We start from the raw sequence: 18800 nt of genomic DNA on the forward strand, positions 1-18800 counted from the left end.
TCTTTCCTGAAAATGCATACAGTGCCTGTTGGTATGGGAAAAAGGAAAAACGGGACGGGCATCCTCTATGCCCGTTCCGCTTTGAGTTCCTTGCGCAGCTTCGAGGCTGTCTCATAGACTGCCTTCCAATCGTCCGAAGTAACGGAAGCCGGGCTGTAACGCGTGCGTTCAAACATCGCCAGCAGTTCTTGCAGCGTTGCTGCCGCAGCCGGTTTGGCCTGACTCCACCGGTTGACGGACTCGCGCAGGGTCTCGTCTCCGCTTCGGGTCAATCCTTTTCGTTTCACATAGCGAATCCAGCGTTCCGTCTCTGCAACAACTTTCTGCTCGGGGGTAAGTGGTCCGCCGGTGCGCAGACGCAGAAGCCAGAAACGGAGTGAGAAGCGATTCCGCCAGAACATATAAGCAACCCATAGGGCAAGTACAGCCACCGCCGCCCAGATTACAAACGCGGGAATCCCGGATGCTGCTTGTTCAGGTGCAGGTGCTTGCTCTTCTTCAACAACCTGTTCTTCTTCGGGTTGTTCTTCAGGCTCGTCTACTGGCTGCACATCAGGCTGTTCCGTCAACAGAGGCATATCAAAGCCAGGAGTCGCTTCAACCGGAATCCATCCGTATTCGCCAAAGTACACCTCAGCCCAGGAATGGGCATCTGCATTGGTCACGGTATACGTCGTCTCGATCTCAGCACCAGGCTGACGTGGAGCCTGCATGTCGGAATTAAGTGACATTTGCCCCGGGGCATATCCTTTAACCCAGCGGGCAGGAATACCTTCCGAACGTGCCATCATGACGAGCGCCGTAGAGAAATAATCACAGTACCCCTCACGGATGTCAAACAAAAATCCTTCAACAAAATCATTGCTTACTTTACGAGATAAATCAGGATTGTTGGTGTAATTAAAGTTTTGTTGTAAGTAGTTTTGCAGTAATGCTACTTTTTCATACGGCGTATTTGCCGAAGCCGTTATTTCGGCCGCAAGCTCTGTCACCCGGTCCGGGAAGCGGGAAGGCATCTGCAGGTACATGTCGTCTGCTGGATTGCTTCCATATAGATCGTCAAACGTCTTGGTGCGGAGCTCATCTTCCACGATGACTGGTGCCTCGGATACAACCGTATACGTTTTAGGAAATTGCGGCTGCTGCCGGTCTGTGACAATGTGCAGCTCTGCCTGATTCGCATTCCACAGCATCCGGCCTGATTCGTTCTCACCATTGACTGAACTTACTTCGGTTATGGAATACGCACCAAAGAGGATTGGATATACACTATCGTTCAGCATGGTTACCTTTTGTGTCACTTGCTTGGTATTTACATTGCCCGCAGCCTCATTCTCAAGGGTTTGTCCGATCTCTACATCTTCCGAGGACACCCGTCTGCGGTCATCCCACCCTGTACCGGTGTACTCTTCCCGGGTTTCACCCCGCCAGTAACTCCGTTCATTGGTCGTTACCGACATGACTGGTGTGTAATCAAAGTTGAATCCACCACCCAGCTGGTTATCTTCACGGCTGTATCCGGACTCTGTGGAACTTGGAATATCCAGCGTCCCGTTGCCAGTCTGGCTGGTAGAGCTTCCGGTATAGTTACGCCATGCCGTATAAGGATCCGTCAGCGTTGGCGGTACTTCGGGCATGTTAACACTCGCTACAATAATCAGAGAAAAAATAATGGCGATGTTGGCAAGTATTTTGTACGGATAACGGAGCAATCGTTTCCAGCCCTGTGGGTAGTTCAATTGGAAGTTGCGGAAGTGCTGGCAAACGAGCCACCCCATCCCGGCAAACATGACCCAGGCCACTTCAATCCAGAGCGGAATCTGGGTGAAGGAATCCAGGATCCCCATCGAAACGATGTTCACACCCAGAAAAACAAGAATACGGCGTGTTGTCGTCACCAGACGTAGAGCTGCTTCGAGCATGACCCATGCGCATAGGGAGAACCAGATGTACGGGGTCAAATGCAGCAAAAATTGCTCCGTGCGGTCGCTCAGTGTACCGTAAGGAATATAGACAGAGTAATCAATGAGTGTTTTATGCAAAATATAAATAAGAACAAAGGCCTTGATGATGTTACGATATATTGTTTTGAAAGGTAAAATAATCTCCAGTACACTGACCGCAGCCAGCGTCCATAATACCAGCGATGTCGTCTCGGTATACCAGGATTCCTGTGTAAACGAAATCCACTGCATCCCAATCAGGAAAATCCAGAGCAGCGACGCTGCATGGTACCAGGATCTTTTTCCCATCGACTGTTCTCTACTACTCGTACTCATACAGAACCTCCCCCCATAACCGTTGGAAGTTCCTGCAGATGGGAAACAACAAAGGATCTGGTGCCTCTCCCTCGCAGCATGGCGGCCCATTCGGCACTCTGACGAGAATCCTTGGTATCCAGGATAATATGACACGGTGTCATCCCGCGCGTATCAGCCCACCGCAGCAGTTCCAGTACCTTTTCATCCTTCTGGGGAGATATGACTACAAAGTAAGCGCCCTGCGGCAGCTGACGAGCAAGCTTCTCAATACCAGGGAGCAGTCTTTTGTCCTGACCATCATGCTGGACATCCACCAGATGATGCATCATCTTCTGCCGGTCCATCAGGCTTTCGCTTGGAGGAAGCAGCGTCGTTTGGTCAGATAGCGTCATCAGCCCCATACCCATCCGTTCTCTCGTACCATACTCCAATAGCGATGCCGCCGTGGAAACCGCCAGCTCAAATGTTTCCCCCTGCTCGTAACTGCCCGCCATAGCGTCAAGTACCAAAATGGTTTTGGGTATCGACTCATGTTCAAACTCCTTGGATTTCCATGTCCCTGTCTTGGCTGTAGCATTCCAGTGAATGCGGGACAGCTTGTCACCATACACGTAATCACGAACACCGTTGATTTGAGTTGTTTCCCTGCGGGAACGCGTCTGCGCGGTTTGTGGACCAGACAGTCGTGATTTGCGATCGTACAGCTGCCAGTACGGTATGAATACGGTACGAGGTAGCACCCTAAACTCGCCTTGGGCCTTGAATGTACCACGGTGCTCAATCAGGCCAAAGATATCCTCGCTTGCACATTCAGTATCTGAAAATGCATATTTGCCGCGCTCCAGCGGCGGAGTCTGAAAAGACAGCTCTCCATTTCCTCGCATATTCGGAATCAGGCTCTCCCTGAAGGACCAGGATTCCCCGTTATGACGATGCAGCATTTCACGGACAACCACGTAAGGCAGCGGCAAAAATCCGGGGATGGTCAGCCGAAGCTTCACCTGAACCTGGTCACCGGCATGCAGCAGCTCTTCATGGTCCTGACCCGATGATAGGATTCTTACACCGCGTGCACGTCTTACTCCACTGAATCCGGCAATGGCCAGATACAGACAAAGGAGGGTCACCATCGAAAGCAGCATGATGGATGTTTTCCCACCCTGGAATAATACATAGGCCAAGCAGCAAATCCACACCGCCGCGATACTCCATACGCGGGGGTGGCGCATTCCTCTTCTGACATTACTCAAAAGCGGCTTCATGAATTATTGCCCCATGGAGACGGGCACACGAACCTGCTGAAGTACAGAATTGAGTACGGCTTCAGAGCTCATGCTGTCCAGTCTCGCTTCAGGACGCAGTACAATCCGATGGGAAAGGACGTACGGGGCCATCGTTTTTACGTCATCCGGGAGCACATAATCACGTTCCTGCAGGAAGGCAAACGCCTTCACCGCCATCATGAATGAAATGGCTGCACGCGGGCTGGCCCCCAGCAGCACGGACGGATGCGAACGTGTATTGCGAACGACATCAAGCAGATAGTCCATGACCGGATCACCGATGAAGACCTCCTTGATTTCCTGCTGAATCGCCGATATCTGGTCCATGTGAGTTACGGACTCCAGTCGGTCAACGGGCTGTCCTGACTGATGCTGCTTCAGCAATGTTCTCTCAATATCCTTGTCGGGATAACCCAGACTTATTTTCAGCATAAACCGGTCGAGCTGCGCTTCCGGCAGTGTATACGTTCCCTCAAAATCGATTGGGTTCTGTGTAGCACAGAGCATGAAGGGATGCGGCAGATCATAGGTATCGCCATCTACCGTTACACTGCGTTCTTCCATGACTTCAAGCAGGGCTGATTGGGTCTTCGTTGTTGCCCTGTTGATCTCATCCGCCAGAAGGATGTTGGTCATGACCGGACCCGGACGGAAATAAAAGCGCTCGTCACGCGGGTGGAATACGGATACACCTGTAATATCACTTGGCAAAATATCTGGATTACATTGAATGCGGCGGTATTCTCCGCGCATGGATTTCGATAGTGCTTTGATCAACTGTGTCTTGCCTGTTCCGGGTACGTCTTCGATCAGAACGTGTCCGCCTGCAAGCAAAGCTGTGAGCAAAAGTTGAATTTCAAAGGATTTCCCCATTATGCAAGATTCTAGATTAGAACGAACTGCTGAAATGATTTGGATCGACTCTTTGCGCACAGGCATGTGGTCTAACCTCCTAAAAAAGCATACAGATTTCCTTTTATTGTACATGAACAACGGGCGCGAGTACACTCGATGAGAATCACAATTTGTTTCCAGCCGTCAGATTGGCCGCCATTCTCACATGATTGCGACAAAAAGCCCCGGATGTTAAACATCCGGAGCCTCTTCGTGTATACATATATGGCTAAACCCATTGAACTGCGCTTCATCAGCCTTTCGGCCGAACCACCAGCGCTGCGAGAAAGGAGAAGATAATCGCCGCGGATATCCCTGCAGCCGTCAAGTCGAATATCCCGGTAATAACCCCGATCCATCCCACCTTTTCAAGCTCGGTCAATGCCCCGTGCACGAGTGAATTGCCAAAACTCGTAATGGGGATGGATGCCCCAGCCCCTGCAAACTTAACCAGTGGATCATACCATCCGAGCGCATCCGCAACCGCTCCTGCCACAACGAGTGTACTCATCGTGTGAGCCGGCGTCAGCTTGACGCCATCCATCAGCAGCTGACCCACCACACAGATCAGTCCGCCAACAATAAATGCCCATAAAAATTGCATCGTTTACCCCTCCTTTTCAATGGCTACGGCATGTGCAATACACGGGATGCTCTCGCCCTGCTGGTAGGAAATCGGTGACAGCAGTGCACCCGTGGCCACAACCAATACCCGTTTGAGATCGCCTTTTTGCATCCGGTTCAATATATGTCCATACGTTACAGTCGCTGAGCAGCCGCAGCCGCTGCCGCCTGCTACAACGAATGGCTGCTTCTCGCGATCATAAATCATGAGTCCACAGTCATTAAACGTCGTTTGTTCCATGGGGATGCCTTCCTTTTGTAACAGTTCTTTCGTGATAGGGTGTCCAACCGAAGCCAAATCGCCAGTGACGATAAGATCGTAATACCCTGGTTCTACCCCTGTATCGCGGAAATGAGACACGATGGTATCTGCCGCTGCCGGGGCCATGGCTGCCCCCATGTTAAACGGATCCTTGATGCCAAGATCCATGACCCGTCCAATCGTGGCCCGCGTGACAACAGGGCCTTCGCCTGAGCGGGAGACTACGCCGCAACCGGATCCGGTCACGGTGTACTGTGCATACGGAGGTTTCTGGGAGCCATACTCGGTCGGGTAGCGGAACTGTTTTTCCACTGTGCAGTTATGGCTAACCGTACCGGCGAGGACATAATCCCCTCCACCTGAATCGACAATAAGGGATGCTAATGCAAGACTCTCCATGGAGGTCGAACAAGCCCCAAATACACCGAGGTAAGGAGCTCCCAGTTTGCGAGCCGAAAAGGAACTGCTGATGATCTGGTTGAGGAGATCGCCACCAACGAAAAACTGCAGCTCTTCCTTAGTGATGTTTGCATTGATGAGTGCCAGCTGTGTAGCTTGTTCAAGCAGCTTGCGCTCCCCTTTTTCCCATGTTTTCTCACCAATCTCCAGATTGTCATAGACGTAATCGAAATCGGCGGACAGCGGTCCGGCTCCCTCCTCTGGCCCAACAACAGCAGCCCTGCCTATAATCCGAGGGCGATTCTCAAACTGCCAGGTTTGGCGACCGACAAGCTTCATAGATGCCCACCTCCTAATCCAAGGCAGGCGTAAATGATACCTATAATAAAGGCAGCCACGACACCGAATACGATAACCGATCCGGCTAGCTTAAACATGTTGGCTCCAACGCCAAGGACAAGTCCCTCCGCACGGTGCTCCAATGCTGCCGAGCACATCGAGTTGGCAAAGCCGGTAACCGGGACTGCTGTTCCTGCTCCGGCCCATTGGGCGATTTTATCGTAGACCCCAAGGCAGGTGAGGATAACGGAGATCAGGATCATGACCGCAACCGTAGGACTGGCCGCTTCCTTGGAAGTCATATCGAAACCTGCCTTGAATGCTTCCTGGATAGCCTGTCCAATGATGCAAATGAATCCCCCGACAAAAAAAGCCTTAATACAGTTCGCAAGGATCGGACGAGCGGGCTCATGCTTTTTGGCTACTTTCTTGTAATCCTGTTCGCTGATGGACAGTGATGATGATTTTTTTCCGTTGCCGGATCCTTTGGTTTGAGCTGGCAAGATTCAGAACCTCCTTAGAAATCGAATGGGTTGCACAGCTTGTCGCTGCATCTCGTGTGGAATCCTATGTTCATTGTTTGTTAATCGTGGGAAGGTTATGTATCCGGCGAATGGCATCAATTGTTTCCAGTTGGGGAGAGAACGGTTTAGCTGCTTAAATTCAATACGCCGGATTAAATAGAAGCTGAGCTAATCGCACAACAGTCAGCTGTGAAGTATTTCCCTATAAATAAAGAAGTACGATGACGAGCAAAATAAAAAGGACGATAAAAAGGATATCTTCATTGCCTTCATGAGGTGGCTTCATCTGATGTCCCAACTCCTTCCTGTCGTCAAGCAAACGAATAAAAAATCCCGGTTATGGGAACGCAAGGAGCATCTCAACTCCTGCCTATTCAATCATGCTGTGAAAGGCGTGAGGGGAAAGCCCAATCCAAAAGAAACTTCATGTTCATTGTACTAACCCTCCAGTCGATACGTGACACAGACATGGACAATTAGGTGTTCAAGGTTCATACTATAATATGACCAGTGGTTAATAATGTCCTTTATGAATGGAGGACAACAGTCCGCAGCCGTTCTGTCGAGACTGTCATACATACAAGCAGAGGAGTTGTCGACAAATGAATGAAAAAACAGTGGAGATGTTTCGTACGTTAACGGAATTCCCTTCCGCTTCCGGATTCGAGCGCGAGCTTCGCGGATGGATGAAGGAGCAGTTCTCCCAATATACAGAGGAATTTGTCCAGGATCGTCTGGGAAGCCTTTTCGGTGTACTTCGCGGTGAAGAATCAGGCCCGAAAGTTATGGTAGCCGGACACTTTGATGAAGTGGGCTTCATGACAACAGGCATTACGGAGACGGGCATGGTTAAATTCCGACCGCTTGGCGGCTGGTGGAGCCAGGCTGTTCTGTCCCAACGTCTGCAGATCATTACTCCGGATCGCCGTATTACGGGCGTTGTAGGCTCTACGCCTACTCACTTGCTGGATGAGTCCCAGCGGAGCAAACCGGTTGATCTGAATCACATGTACCTGGATATTGGTGCGGATAACCGTGCAGAAGCTGAATCTTGGGGCATTCACCCAGGCATGCAAATCGTGCCGATCTGTGAATTCACTCCTATGGCTAACCCGAAAAAAATCATGGCAAAAGCCTGGGATAACCGCTACGGTGTCGGACTTGCCCTTGAGCTCGTTGAGGCACTCCACCAAGAGAAGCTTCCAAACACGCTGTATTGCGGTGCAACCGTTCAGGAGGAATTGGGGCTTCGTGGTGCGCGTACAGCTGCCAATCTGATTGAACCAGACATCTTCTTCGCACTGGACTGCAGCGCGGCCAATGACATGACAGGTGACAAACAGTCCTTTGGACACATTGGGCAAGGTGCTCTGCTTCGTATTTTCGATCCAGGCATGTTCACTCACCGCGGCATGGTGGAATATGTGCAGGATACGGCTTCTTCGAACCAGATCAAGATGCAATACTTTATCTCACCTGGTGGCACGGATGCAGGACAAGTTCATCTGAGCGGAATTGGCGTACCTTCAACCGTCATTGGGATCTGTGCCCGTTACATCCATACCTCATCTTCCATCATTCACACCGATGACTATGATGCTGCGAAGGCACTCCTTGTCAAATTGGTGAAGGGTTTGGATCGTACGACCATGAACACCATTATTGAAAATGCATAAATGCTGAGCGAGTGACAGGATTGAAAAACTCCGTTGTCCTCCCTTCAGATAAAGAGGCATTCCGACTTTTGTTGGTGTGTCTCTTTTTTGCGTAAAAATAGATTAATAGTTCGAACATTACAGGAATTAACACATAAGATACAACAACGAAAGAGAACAAAACACCAAGCAGTGGGGGACCTGTTATGGCAGTGGGAAGGAATGGAAAATCGAATAAAGGCACCAAAAAAACAAATGCCGCAAACTCCCTTCTCAATGGCAATCTAAAAGGTAGAAACCTGGAACTTATCGTTGCAGCCTTGCTTGTTAGCGGTAAATTAAGAGTTGATGCTGTCACCTTGTTTCGTGAGGCCACTCTGGTCGTAGAGCTGGTTGGACAGTATAAAACACTAACAAACATTAATCCTTCGAATGCCGATAAACTGGTCCAATTTCTTGACGAGATGGGCGACTTGACTCTGGATGATGTGATGCGAGCTTTCCAAAAAAGAATGAATTCCTAAATGAATGGAATGAAATGAGGCTGGAATGATGTCTGACTTTGACGGAACTGGATTCGCAGAGCTAATAATTGTAGTTATTCTTATTGTGTTATTTGTATATGGCTCTTCGGATATTGATGAGCTTACCGATTCCCCTTCTTCTTCCTGAATCCTGCACCCCGTTGGTTTAGTCCCTTGAACTATACACAGGAGTAAGGTTTGATACAGGATTCGGAGAGCCAATAAAAAAACGCCAGTCCATATATTCCGGACTGGCGTTTTTGAAGTTCATGTTGCTGTTCAGCACGTTTGCAGGATCCGATTCAATCCACAATGCCAGGTGCTCAAGAGTTACAGAAATAACGGCGAAAATGCGATCCATGCCAAAATAAGCGTTAGCACAATACATACATTCTCCACCACGGCTCCATGTTTGGTCCCTGTGCTCATCAAATTCGCCCTGATCCTCCACTTGAGTGGCGGAAGCGGACGAATCCCGCGATTCGTCAACGAGTCTGCAAGCAGATGCATGGCATAGGCTACTCCTCCGGCAACCCAAATCTCCGGTCCCTGCTCATGCGTTGTGCTGTACAGCAGTCCTCCCCAAACGGCAGTTCCATAGACCGTATGGGTTAAACCTCTGTGGGTAAGCGTAGTACATAACATGAGCAGACTCCCTGCAATCAGGTTCCATGGTGCGAGGGCGTGACCGTAGAATACAAGGCCCAGTCCGATGGCGAACATCAATACTTTACGGAGCGAACGTGATGGCAGGAAAGATACAAGTCCAACCAAAATGGCCAGCAGCAGATTCCAAGGCTTCGCCTGCACGTAAAAATACACAAATACGGCTGTAGGCAGCAAAATGGTTTGCAGCAGCCTGATCAAGCTATTGGGCAGCGCCTTGGATACCAACAATGAATTCGGCTCATCAATGTCCGGCAGCAGCGAGCCAATGAGCGCAACCGTAACAGCCGGTGCCGTGACTTGCACACCCATCAGCTGCAGTACTGAAAGTGAAACGCCTGTTCCAATAATCAGGTGGGATCTTCCCATCATGATGCGAAAACTTCCTTTCGAAGAAATAGGGAACATCATATCCCATTCTCGATGTTACAACGAAAGCAAAAAGAGAACAATAGTTCGTATTTCTTATTTTACATTAGATCCCGACCTCAATACATACCATTCTTCAAGCTCCAATAAAAAAAGTTTCCGTGACCGGGCTCACACTTTTTAATTTGTGCTACTTATCTCTTTCTTAGTGAAATAAATCACATTATGTGTTAGCAATCCACGCTATGATTCAAATATAAACCACTAAAAATGTTGATAATGTCCAGTGTTAAACCAAGGAGGCTTACACACATGAACGGAAACAGAGAAAAACTTGTTGTGATCGGTAACGGTATGGCCGGCATGAGTACAGTTGAACAGATTCTGAAATTAACTTCACGTTATGATATTACGGTCTTCGGCACGGAGCCCTATCCCAACTATAACCGAATCATGTTGTCCTATGTTCTGGAGGGCAGCAAAACCATTGATGATATCGTGCTCAATGATCTGCACTGGTATGAAGACAATGGCATTACGCTTCATACCGGGACAACCGTGTCCCGTATCGATGCAGATACCCGGGAGGTCGTTACAAACGAAGGCACACGAGTGCCCTACGACAAAGTCATTATCGCTACAGGGTCCAGCTCCTTTATCCTGCCCGTTCCGGGTCATGATAAAGAAGGCGTTGTTGGATTTCGGGACATTGCCGATTGCAATATGATGCTGGAAGCAGCAAAGCAATATAAAAAAGCGGCTGTGATCGGGGGAGGTCTTCTCGGACTGGAAGCAGCCAAAGGTCTGGTCCAGCTCGGCATGGACGTCACTGTAGTTCATCTCATGCAAGACCTGATGGAACGCCAGCTCGACCCCCAAGCTTCAGCCATGCTAAAAGCTGAACTGGAGCGTCAGGGCATTCGTTTCAAGATGGGCGCACAGACAGCTGAATTGATCGGCGGGGAACGTGTGGAAGGCCTCCGATTTGCCGATGACACCGTACTGGTTGCAGACTTTGTCGTAATGGCTGTAGGCATTAAACCGAACACGATTGTAGCCCACGAAAGCGGCATGGAAGTTAACCGCGGGATCATCGTGGATGACTACATGCAGACCTCACTCGAAGGTGTATATTCCGTCGGGGAATGTACCGAACACCGGGGAGTATGCTACGGCCTCGTTGCCCCATTATTCGAACAAGGCATGATTCTTGCCAAGCATATCTGCGGCGTGGAAACGGCTCCGTATGAAGGCTCTGTCGTATCTACCAAATTAAAAATCTCAGGTGTGGACGTCTTCTCCACAGGCGAATTTCTCGATAGTCCTGACCATACGGTGATCAGCCATAAAGATGACTGGAAACGAACCTACAAAAAAATTCTGCTGCGGGACAACATCATGGTCGGTGCTGTGCTCTTTGGAGATGTGACGGATTCTGCTGAATTACAGAAGTTAATCAAACAGAAAACCGAGATGACGGATGAGCTGTATGCCTCGCTGATGGGTACAGGATGTGGTGGTCACAAAAAAGCTGCTTCTGTTGAAACGATGGCTGAGGACGAAATCGTATGTGGATGTAATGGTGTAACCAAAGGAACGATTGTCGATGCCATTACGAATCAGGGTCTGAGTAGCGTTGATGAGATCAAAGCCTGTACTGGCGCAACCCGTTCATGCGGCGGATGCAAACCGGTCGTAGAGCAGATTTTACAATATGTACTGGGAGACGGCTTCACAAGCGGTGCCAAACAGGGTATCTGTGGATGCACCTCGCTCAGCCGGGATGAAATTGTAGCCGAGATCAAGCAAAAAGGATTGCAGACGACCAAAGAAGTGATGAATGTCCTGGGCTGGAGCCAGCCTGAAGGCTGTTCCAAATGCCGTCCGGCAATTAACTATTACCTCGGTATGATTGCACCGGATACGCATGAAGATGAGAAGGAATCCCGATTTGTCAATGAACGTATGAACGCCAATATTCAGAAGGACGGCACGTATACGGTTGTACCACGCATGTACGGCGGCGTTACCACACCGGAAGAATTGAAACGTATTGCGGACATTTCGGTCAAATACGATGTAAAAGCGGTTAAGGTTACCGGCGGACAGCGTCTCGACCTGATCGGGGTCAAAAAAGAGGATCTGCCACAGGTATGGGCTGAGCTGGATATGCCTTCCGGTTATGCCTATGCCAAATCACTGCGTACAGTCAAAACATGCGTCGGTTCCCAGTTCTGCCGCTTCGGTACTCAGGATTCCATGGCGATGGGTGCCCTGCTTGAACGCAAATTCGAGCGTCTTGATCTGCCTGCCAAATTCAAAATGGCGGTCAATGGCTGTCCGCGGAACTGCGCTGAATCATGTACGAAAGATATCGGGATTGTTGGTAACGATGGAGGCTGGGAGTTGTTTATTGGCGGTAACGGTGGTATCAAAGCCAGACTTGCTGACTCCTTATGCAAGGTGAAAACAGATGCAGAGCTCATCGAACTCTGCGGTGCAATAATTCAATACTACCGGGAAACAGGTAACTATCTGGAGCGTACCTCGGAATGGGTTGAACGGATGGGACTGGAGCAGATTCGTTCGGTTGTGGTGGATAATCTGGAGGAACGCAAAGCACTGATGGAACGCATTGAATTTGCCCTGAGCCATGTGGAAGATCCATGGAAAAAAGTACTGCGCAACGAAGAAGGCCAGACCAAACTGTTCCAGGGAATTGAAGTGTCCGCTCGCCCTTAAGCTGTAATCCTTAAAATAGTAACGGCGTTCTTTACTGGATCAATTTGATATTTAATTTGCAGGTGAACCTGCCATAGAAAAGGAGAAGTCCATATGACAACCCAACAATCGGGCATTTATTTTCCGGCTGGAGAGATTGAAGAGTTTCTCCCCCGGATCGGGAGAGTAGTAGAAATTGAAGGCCGACAGCTGGCTGTCTTCCGCGCCTCCGACGGTACCGTATTTGCTGCCGATAACCATAATCCCCACCCCAAGGGTGGTCCGCTCGCTGAAGGCATCGTATCCGGACATTATCTCTATGATCCGCTGTACGATTGGAAAATCGACTTATGTACGGGTCAAGTACAAGCACCAGATCAGGGACAGGTTCAGATGTTTCCGGTGAAACTCGAGAACGGGCAGGTCTGGATTGCTGTATAGTTAGCTCCATGAGCAGGAGTGAGATAGATGCACAATAATGGAGGAGACCAGGATGTATACACCAGGTGTTGAAGGAATTATAGAAGCTGCGGTTAAAAAGCGGGATCAGATGAATGCCAGCTTGCCGCGTTACATGGTGGCGGCCTTAATGGCAGGCGCATATGTAGGGCTTGGAATTATTCTGATCTTTAGTATCGGTGCACCGCTGCTTGCAGCCAAGTCACCCTTGCAAATGATGCTGATGGGCATGTCCTTCGGGCTCGCCCTCACGCTCGTCATTTTTGCAGGCTCGGAATTGTTCACTGGCAACAACATGTTCTTTACCATGAGTACACTGGCAGGCCGGACCACGGTTCGGGAAACCTTGAAAAACTGGGGACTTATTTTCCTCGGCAATCTGATCGGGGCCATTCTGCTCAGTCTGCTGATTGTAGGCAGTGGCTTGTTTAAAACAGCTGGACCGGAGCACTTACTGTTCGCTGTGTCGGCCAAAAAGATGGCTGCACCCGTTACCGAATTGTTCTTCCGCGGTATTCTCTGTAACTGGCTCGTCTGTCTGGCCATCTGGATGGCGGCCCGTTCCAAAGAGGATATTGCCAAACTGGTACTGATCTGGTGGTGTCTGTACGCATTTATCGCCAGCGGATATGAGCACAGTGTCGCCAATATGACGGTCTTATCCCTATCCTGGCTGCTGCCTAACCATCCCGATACGATCACGCTGGCAGGTTGGCTGCACAATATGATTCCCGTCACACTGGGCAATATTATTGGTGGTGCGTTGTTTGTCGGTATGGCGTATTGGTTTATTTCCCCGGTTCGAAAGAAAGCCTGATCGGGCATCACACACATTTTCATTCTCATGAATCATTAAAAATCTAAAAAAGCCACCATCAATCAGCTGAAAAAAAGTTCAGTTGACATGGTGGTTTTTTGGTTTTGTCCGTGGAGATCCCTTTTGTCTCTTTATCCCCATGCTTATGTCTTTCCCTTTCAAGGTTTATTTTTACCTTTCTCGCATACATCGTTAATCCGTGGTTAACATAATTAAAGTATAGTCGGATCATACTCAACCAACAAAGGATGATAGCTTAGATGGGAATTCATACGTACTTTAGGTCACTGAACGATCTTGAACGCATCATTCGGACGCCTGGCAAGTTCAAATTCGAAGATCACTGTGTGTCTGCCCATTCCTGGAAAGTAGTACAGTATGCCAAGACACTGGCCGATATTGAAGAACTGCACGGAGTAAGCATTGATTGGAAAAAGTTATACGAAATCACCAGCAGCCATGACTATGGTGAAATCTTCATCGGTGATATTAAGACACCCGTCAAACATTACTCATTGGAACTGCGTTCCATGCTGCTCCATGTGGAAGAAGCGATGGTAGAGCATTTTATTAATGAAAATATCCCTGAAGAATTTAAGGACATTTTCCGCAGGCAGCTGCGCGAAGGCAAAGACGATCCGTAGAAGGTCTGATTCTCGAAGTGGCGGATAAAATGGACCAGGTATATGAAGCCTTTGCGGAACTGCAGCGTGGCAATACGGAGAAAGAATTTATTGTCATGTACCGCTACGCACTGATCAAAATCAAAAATATCGATCTTCACTGTGTACGTTACTTCTTAGACAACATTCTGCCTGACATGATTGAAGAAGGCATTCGCTCCCCGTTCGATATCCGCAAAATCACCGAAGAAGCTTTGTCCCAATAATCAGCGCTGGCCATCTAGGTTCACTGATCCGGGGACATGGCTTCTTTTCGTTATAGATGGTGATCTGGAACTTGTATTTGACAACTTTATAATTTGTAACTATTATAGTTACAACGGTGGTGATCATCCATGAAACAAATCAGCAGCCGCTTTTCCATTGCGGTTCACACCCTGTCCTTGATCGCTGTTGCACCGCATGAGTGCACTGGGGATTTTATCGCTTCCAGCGTAAATACAAATCCCGTGATTATCCGGCGGATCATGTCCAAGCTGAAACAAGCCCGTTTGATCGAGGTCAGACCTGGTGTCGGCGGTGCTTCCTTATTAAAGGACCCGGCAGACATCACCCTTCTGGATGTATACCGGGCACTCGAAGTAGTCCAGGAAGGGGAGCTATTCAACTTCCACAAACATCCGAATCCGGATTGTCCCGTGGGCAGCATGATCGAACGTACCTTGCGTGCCGAGCTCATTGAAGCTCAGACAGCGATGGAACAGCGCTTGAATCGCGTAACCATACAGCAGATGATGGATCAGGTTCATGTGTCTGAATAAAAGAAGCTCATAGCGAGCTTTTTTTAACCCTTCAGTTGTAATCACATCTGTTATAACGGACTTGATTACATCCAAACATTTATCATCAAAATACTTAAACCATTGGAGGAATATCTCATGAAAATTTTGGTTACTGGCGCAACAGGTCATTTGGGTTCACTGGTCGTAGAAGCTTTGTTAAAAACGGTATCCGCCGGAGATCTGGCTGTAAGTGTACGAAACCCGGAGAAAGCGGAAGCACTGCGTGCTCAAGGCGTTGACGTTCGTCATGGTGATTTCGATCAACCGGATACACTTGCTAAAGCTTTCGCTGGTGTGGATCGCCTGCTGCTCATCTCCACAGATGGCGACAATGAGACACGTATCCGCCAGCATCAAGCTGCGGTTCAGGCTGCCAAGAATGCAGGTGTTGGATTTATCGCTTATACCAGCGTGGTAAATGCCGAGAATAACACCCTTTCCCTGGCTGAAGTGCACCGTGCCACAGAACAGGCGATCCGCGAATCCGGCATTGCCTACTCCTTCCTGCGTAACAACTGGTATCTGGAAAATGAAGCAGGCAGCGTACAAGCGACTACCCAAGGTGCCCCATGGGTTCATGCAACCAACGACAGTCAAGTAGGCTGGGCTACGCGCAGCGATTATGCACATGCCGCTGCAGCAGTCCTTACAGGTGAGGGACATGAGAATTCCGTATATGAGTTGTCTGGTAAACTCCGCACGCAAGCTGAACTTGCAGCTATCGTTGGTGAAGTGCTCGGACAGGACATCAATGTGCAAAACGTGGACGATGCCGCTTATGCCGACATCATGAAAGGTGCAGGTCTGCCTGACTTTGTAGTCTCCATGCTGGTTGATATGCAGAGTGCCATCCGTGAAGGCGCACTGGCTGTAGAGAGCGACACATTGGAGAAGCTGCTTGGCCGTCCGGCTCAACCACTGAGCGAAGGTATTAAAGCAATTTTGGGCAAATAAAACGTCTTTTAATCCATAACCGCTATTAGAACGTAATTCGATTAGCTGGATATCGGGATATCCAAATAGGGACACACCAACAAATGTTGATGTGTCCCTTTTTCTGTATCATGTGCTTATATAACAAAATGATACTCTATTGGACTCGCGGGCAATATTCTTGTCAGCGGTCGATATAGCGTGCAGGTATGTGATCAGCGAGCCAGATATTTTCGTTTCCATGGTAAAAGAGGATACCCTCTTTGGCTGCCTGCGCGGCATTAATTCTCAGGATCACAGGTTGATCATCACGTCTGCGTCCTACCTGTTCGGCCGTATTCATATCTGCGGACAGATGCACATACTGCCGCTGCCGCGGCTGCAATCCCTGCTCCATAATCGAAGCCACCGCGCGAGCCGGTGTACCATGATACAGCATTGCCGGCGGGTCCGCAGGGGTTTTCGATATTTTCTGCGGAGTGGAATGACCATATAATGCCCGGATGCGGCCGGAACGGATTTCATGTCGCTTTTTCTCCGACGCCTCGATCATCTGCTCCAGATCCGCTTCCGTTACTTCTTTCCACTGCGGACTTTCATGCAGTGCCACAAGTAATTGCGAGATCTCCACCCAGCCCTCTTCATCCAGCTCCAGCTCATATTCCCAGGGGGCATGCCGCAGAGCATAAGAGAGCTCTTTGCTTAGTTTCATCATATCCATTACGATCATCTCCCGAATCTAGTAACTCTCTTCTATCTCTCCGGTTGTACCGCTGCCAAAATCTCCTGAATATTGCGAGCGAGTCCTTCATCGTCTTCCTGGTTAAATTGACGGTGGCCGTCAATCCCACGATGAATAATCGTGTTCATTACGGGATGTGCCTCCCGGTCCGAGGCCACACGAATCAGATCGTCGGCAAAGTCCACTGCTTGCTGCTCACTGTAGTTAAATGGCTTGATTAACATACGAATACTCAGTGCATGAGCCTGGGACTCTGCTAGTTGATCCCGATGAGTAATGCCGTATACAGCCCCAAAGCCGAATGCAGCGATAACCTGCCGCTCCAGCTCTGTTGTCTGCCCCAAAGGCGTGCCAATCAATTCGCAAATCCGGTCCACCATCTGCTCCAGCTCGGAGGCAGCCGCTGCCAGAATGACGTCGTTAATATCTTCTGCGTTAATAAAATCAGTCATAATTGTAGTTCTCCATTTCTCAGCCATATTTGAGCGATTCTCTCAGACTCTCTGACCACATTGTATCGGAGGTATAGCGCTCGTTTCAAATGCCCTATCCAGCGACACTTCTCGTATTTTATATATTACCCTGATATAAGCGTTGTCGTCTGCGTTTCAAAACGATTTTTTGCAAGATGAAGCGCCTTATCCTTCTCACCATGATCCATATAGTACTGAAACAATATTTCTTCATAACGCTCAGCGAGATACTTTGAACCCAGTTCACGATAATAAGGAAGTACTCTTTCTTCTATCATCTGATAATATGCCTTCTCCTGGCCTTGTAAAATAACACATTGGAGTTCCAGTTCCATATAGCTCGCATCTTCCACAAGATCAGATCTACGCAGCGCTTCCAGAGATAGATCCAGCAGTTTATTTGCAGGCATGAGACTTCCCAGTCTACTCGTTTCTATGTAATTATTGAGTACCATCAGGTATAACGGCTGCTCTTCCGGAATGATATCAAGCGCTTCCCTGTACCAGTAGGCTGCATCTTCATATTGGTTTCTCCGGTTATATTCATAACCAAGATTGTTCAGCAGCTTGGCTTTCCGGTCAGGAAGACCGCAATCATCACAGATGCGAATCAGATTCTCATATCTGCGTTTGGTTTCCGGAAAATCATGATATTCACGAGAGTTGAGCTGAACAAGCATGATGGTTTCGGTATCAATGATTCGTACCATATTGAGCGTTTTGCGAAAATGCTGAATAGCCTTCTCCGCATAGTAGTAAGACGTGATATTCGAGTATATTGAGTGATATGCCAGAGACAGATGATAAAAATATTCATGGTTCGTATACTTGGATTGGTCTATCGAAGTTAATGTTTGGATGGATTTCGCATAATGTCCCGTGAGGAAATAATAGATCCCCATCAAATGGTGGTAAAAATAATACTCATACGAATGCTTCAGTTCATCCGGAATCTCGACTTTGTCTATATGCCTTTCGGCCTCATCTATATTATTCATAAACAAGTAAAATCGAATCCGCAGCAAGTCACAGGATAATCGCAGATCAGGTATACCTGTCAATGGTTCTTCTTCCAGCTTGTCTTTGAGGCGAATTGCCTCCGCCGTTCTCTGCATAATAATGGCCTCTTGCCATGTATCCAGCAGCTCTTTCATTTGATGGTATCTTGTTACTTCCCTTACCATATCAATGTGCAGTCGCTCACAGAGCATATCCATAATTTCCTGTGAATACTCTGTCATGCCCCGCTCAATTTTGCTCAGATGTGTGACTGAACAGATCCCTTTCACCAGTTCTCCTTGAGTTCGTCTTTTTTTCTCCCGGTAAAATTTAATAATCTTCCCTTCAATCATCACTACACCTCTTTTTGTCCTTCGTTTTATCCCTAATT

The 18800-nt window shown here is 48.6% G+C and carries 17 protein-coding genes and 1 pseudogene; 8 read left to right on the plus strand and 10 right to left on the minus strand.

What is annotated here, in order from left to right:
- Nucleotides 1-65: 65 nt before the first annotated feature.
- From F4V51_RS21100 to spoVAC, 6 genes are all read right to left on the minus strand, one after another.
- The gene (locus F4V51_RS21100; protein ID WP_153979490.1) at nt 66-2279 is read right to left on the minus strand and encodes a transglutaminase TgpA family protein; all 2214 of its coding nucleotides are present in this window, start codon (nt 2277-2279) and stop codon (nt 66-68) included.
- Nucleotides 2276-3523: a DUF58 domain-containing protein gene (locus F4V51_RS21105; protein WP_153979491.1), complete on the minus strand. Its 1248-nt coding sequence runs from the start codon at nt 3521-3523 to the stop codon at nt 2276-2278. The genes F4V51_RS21100 and F4V51_RS21105 overlap by 4 nt, the downstream gene beginning before the upstream one ends.
- Nucleotides 3524-3526: 3 nt before the next feature.
- Nucleotides 3527-4483 (minus strand): AAA family ATPase, encoded by a 957-nt coding sequence (locus F4V51_RS21110; RefSeq protein WP_095289796.1) that lies wholly within the window; start codon nt 4481-4483, stop codon nt 3527-3529.
- A 208-nt stretch (nt 4484-4691) separates the two neighbouring features.
- Nucleotides 4692-5042, minus strand: coding sequence for a stage V sporulation protein AE (gene spoVAE, locus F4V51_RS21115; protein WP_095289795.1), 351 nt, complete (start codon nt 5040-5042; stop codon nt 4692-4694).
- A gap of 3 nt (nt 5043-5045) precedes the next feature.
- Nucleotides 5046-6062 carry a stage V sporulation protein AD gene (gene spoVAD, locus F4V51_RS21120; RefSeq protein ID WP_153979492.1) on the minus strand — a complete coding sequence of 339 codons (1017 nt, stop codon included), beginning with the start codon at nt 6060-6062 and terminating at the stop codon, nt 5046-5048.
- On the minus strand, nt 6059-6565 hold the full coding sequence (gene spoVAC, locus F4V51_RS21125) for a stage V sporulation protein AC (RefSeq protein WP_193723918.1): 507 nt from the start codon (nt 6563-6565) through the stop codon (nt 6059-6061). Before spoVAC ends, spoVAD begins: the two co-directional genes overlap by 4 nt.
- Before the next feature lie 623 nt (nt 6566-7188).
- On the opposite strand from spoVAC, the gene F4V51_RS21130 reads away from it, so the two are divergent.
- Both F4V51_RS21130 and F4V51_RS21135 read left to right on the plus strand, forming a co-directional pair.
- Entirely contained in the window at nt 7189-8262 is a 1074-nt protein-coding gene (locus F4V51_RS21130) for a M42 family metallopeptidase (protein WP_153979494.1), read from the plus strand.
- Between the two features lie 185 nt (nt 8263-8447).
- Nucleotides 8448-8765, plus strand: coding sequence for a hypothetical protein (locus F4V51_RS21135; protein WP_153979495.1), 318 nt, complete (start codon nt 8448-8450; stop codon nt 8763-8765).
- 330 nt (nt 8766-9095) lie between these two features.
- Here F4V51_RS21135 and F4V51_RS21140 read toward each other — a convergent pair whose 3' ends face one another.
- Nucleotides 9096-9803, minus strand: a complete 708-nt coding sequence (locus F4V51_RS21140) for a metal-dependent hydrolase (protein WP_095359546.1) — start codon at nt 9801-9803, stop codon at nt 9096-9098.
- Between the two features lie 309 nt (nt 9804-10112).
- Here F4V51_RS21140 and nirB point away from each other — a divergent pair, with 309 nt between their 5' ends.
- From nirB to F4V51_RS21170, 6 genes and pseudogenes are all read left to right on the plus strand, one after another.
- Complete coding sequence (nirB, locus tag F4V51_RS21145) at nt 10113-12542, plus strand: nitrite reductase large subunit NirB (RefSeq protein ID WP_153979496.1); 2430 nt, start codon at nt 10113-10115, stop codon at nt 12540-12542.
- Between the two features lie 93 nt (nt 12543-12635).
- Nucleotides 12636-12962 (plus strand): nitrite reductase small subunit NirD, encoded by a 327-nt coding sequence (gene nirD / locus F4V51_RS21150; RefSeq protein ID WP_153979497.1) that lies wholly within the window; start codon nt 12636-12638, stop codon nt 12960-12962.
- 52 nt (nt 12963-13014) lie between these two features.
- A complete protein-coding gene (locus F4V51_RS21155) occupies nt 13015-13797 on the plus strand; it encodes a formate/nitrite transporter family protein (protein WP_153979498.1) in 783 nt (260 codons plus the stop codon).
- Nucleotides 13798-14057: 260 nt separating this feature from the next.
- Nucleotides 14058-14686, plus strand: a pseudogene (locus tag F4V51_RS21160) (YfbR-like 5'-deoxynucleotidase).
- Between the two features lie 129 nt (nt 14687-14815).
- Nucleotides 14816-15241: an Rrf2 family transcriptional regulator gene (locus F4V51_RS21165; RefSeq protein ID WP_095289779.1), complete on the plus strand. Its 426-nt coding sequence runs from the start codon at nt 14816-14818 to the stop codon at nt 15239-15241.
- Between the two features lie 117 nt (nt 15242-15358).
- Entirely contained in the window at nt 15359-16216 is an 858-nt protein-coding gene (locus F4V51_RS21170; protein WP_153979499.1) for an SDR family oxidoreductase, read from the plus strand.
- Between the two features lie 163 nt (nt 16217-16379).
- Here F4V51_RS21170 and F4V51_RS21175 read toward each other — a convergent pair whose 3' ends face one another.
- The 3 genes from F4V51_RS21175 to F4V51_RS21185 form a co-directional block, all read right to left on the minus strand.
- Nucleotides 16380-16916, minus strand: a complete 537-nt coding sequence (locus F4V51_RS21175) for an RNA 2'-phosphotransferase (protein WP_153979500.1) — start codon at nt 16914-16916, stop codon at nt 16380-16382.
- A gap of 32 nt (nt 16917-16948) precedes the next feature.
- Entirely contained in the window at nt 16949-17389 is a 441-nt protein-coding gene (imm48, locus tag F4V51_RS21180; RefSeq protein WP_153979501.1) for an Imm48 family immunity protein, read from the minus strand.
- A gap of 125 nt (nt 17390-17514) precedes the next feature.
- Entirely contained in the window at nt 17515-18762 is a 1248-nt protein-coding gene (locus F4V51_RS21185) for a transcriptional regulator (protein ID WP_153979502.1), read from the minus strand.
- Nucleotides 18763-18800 lie beyond the last annotated feature (38 nt).

Origin of the sequence: Paenibacillus xylanilyticus, assembly GCF_009664365.1 — a bacterium.
GTDB lineage: Bacteria > Bacillota > Bacilli > Paenibacillales > Paenibacillaceae > Paenibacillus > Paenibacillus xylanilyticus_A.

What these genes read in the sequence shown, in the direction of transcription:
- F4V51_RS21100 (WP_153979490.1), bottom strand. Translation starts at nt 2,279, where the DNA reads ATGAGTACGAGTAGTAGAGAACAGTCGATGGGAAAAAGATCCTGGTAC.
- F4V51_RS21105 (WP_153979491.1), bottom strand. Translation starts at nt 3,523, where the DNA reads ATGAAGCCGCTTTTGAGTAATGTCAGAAGAGGAATGCGCCACCCCCGC.
- F4V51_RS21110 (WP_095289796.1), bottom strand. Translation starts at nt 4,483, where the DNA reads ATGCCTGTGCGCAAAGAGTCGATCCAAATCATTTCAGCAGTTCGTTCT.
- spoVAE (WP_095289795.1), bottom strand. Translation starts at nt 5,042, where the DNA reads ATGCAATTTTTATGGGCATTTATTGTTGGCGGACTGATCTGTGTGGTG.
- spoVAD (WP_153979492.1), bottom strand. Translation starts at nt 6,062, where the DNA reads ATGAAGCTTGTCGGTCGCCAAACCTGGCAGTTTGAGAATCGCCCTCGG.
- F4V51_RS21130 (WP_153979494.1), top strand. Translation starts at nt 7,189, where the DNA reads ATGAATGAAAAAACAGTGGAGATGTTTCGTACGTTAACGGAATTCCCT.
- F4V51_RS21135 (WP_153979495.1), top strand. Translation starts at nt 8,448, where the DNA reads ATGGCAGTGGGAAGGAATGGAAAATCGAATAAAGGCACCAAAAAAACA.
- F4V51_RS21140 (WP_095359546.1), bottom strand. Translation starts at nt 9,803, where the DNA reads ATGATGGGAAGATCCCACCTGATTATTGGAACAGGCGTTTCACTTTCA.
- nirB (WP_153979496.1), top strand. Translation starts at nt 10,113, where the DNA reads ATGAACGGAAACAGAGAAAAACTTGTTGTGATCGGTAACGGTATGGCC.
- nirD (WP_153979497.1), top strand. Translation starts at nt 12,636, where the DNA reads ATGACAACCCAACAATCGGGCATTTATTTTCCGGCTGGAGAGATTGAA.
- F4V51_RS21155 (WP_153979498.1), top strand. Translation starts at nt 13,015, where the DNA reads ATGTATACACCAGGTGTTGAAGGAATTATAGAAGCTGCGGTTAAAAAG.
- F4V51_RS21165 (WP_095289779.1), top strand. Translation starts at nt 14,816, where the DNA reads ATGAAACAAATCAGCAGCCGCTTTTCCATTGCGGTTCACACCCTGTCC.
- F4V51_RS21170 (WP_153979499.1), top strand. Translation starts at nt 15,359, where the DNA reads ATGAAAATTTTGGTTACTGGCGCAACAGGTCATTTGGGTTCACTGGTC.
- F4V51_RS21175 (WP_153979500.1), bottom strand. Translation starts at nt 16,916, where the DNA reads ATGGATATGATGAAACTAAGCAAAGAGCTCTCTTATGCTCTGCGGCAT.
- imm48 (WP_153979501.1), bottom strand. Translation starts at nt 17,389, where the DNA reads ATGACTGATTTTATTAACGCAGAAGATATTAACGACGTCATTCTGGCA.
- F4V51_RS21185 (WP_153979502.1), bottom strand. Translation starts at nt 18,762, where the DNA reads ATGATTGAAGGGAAGATTATTAAATTTTACCGGGAGAAAAAAAGACGA.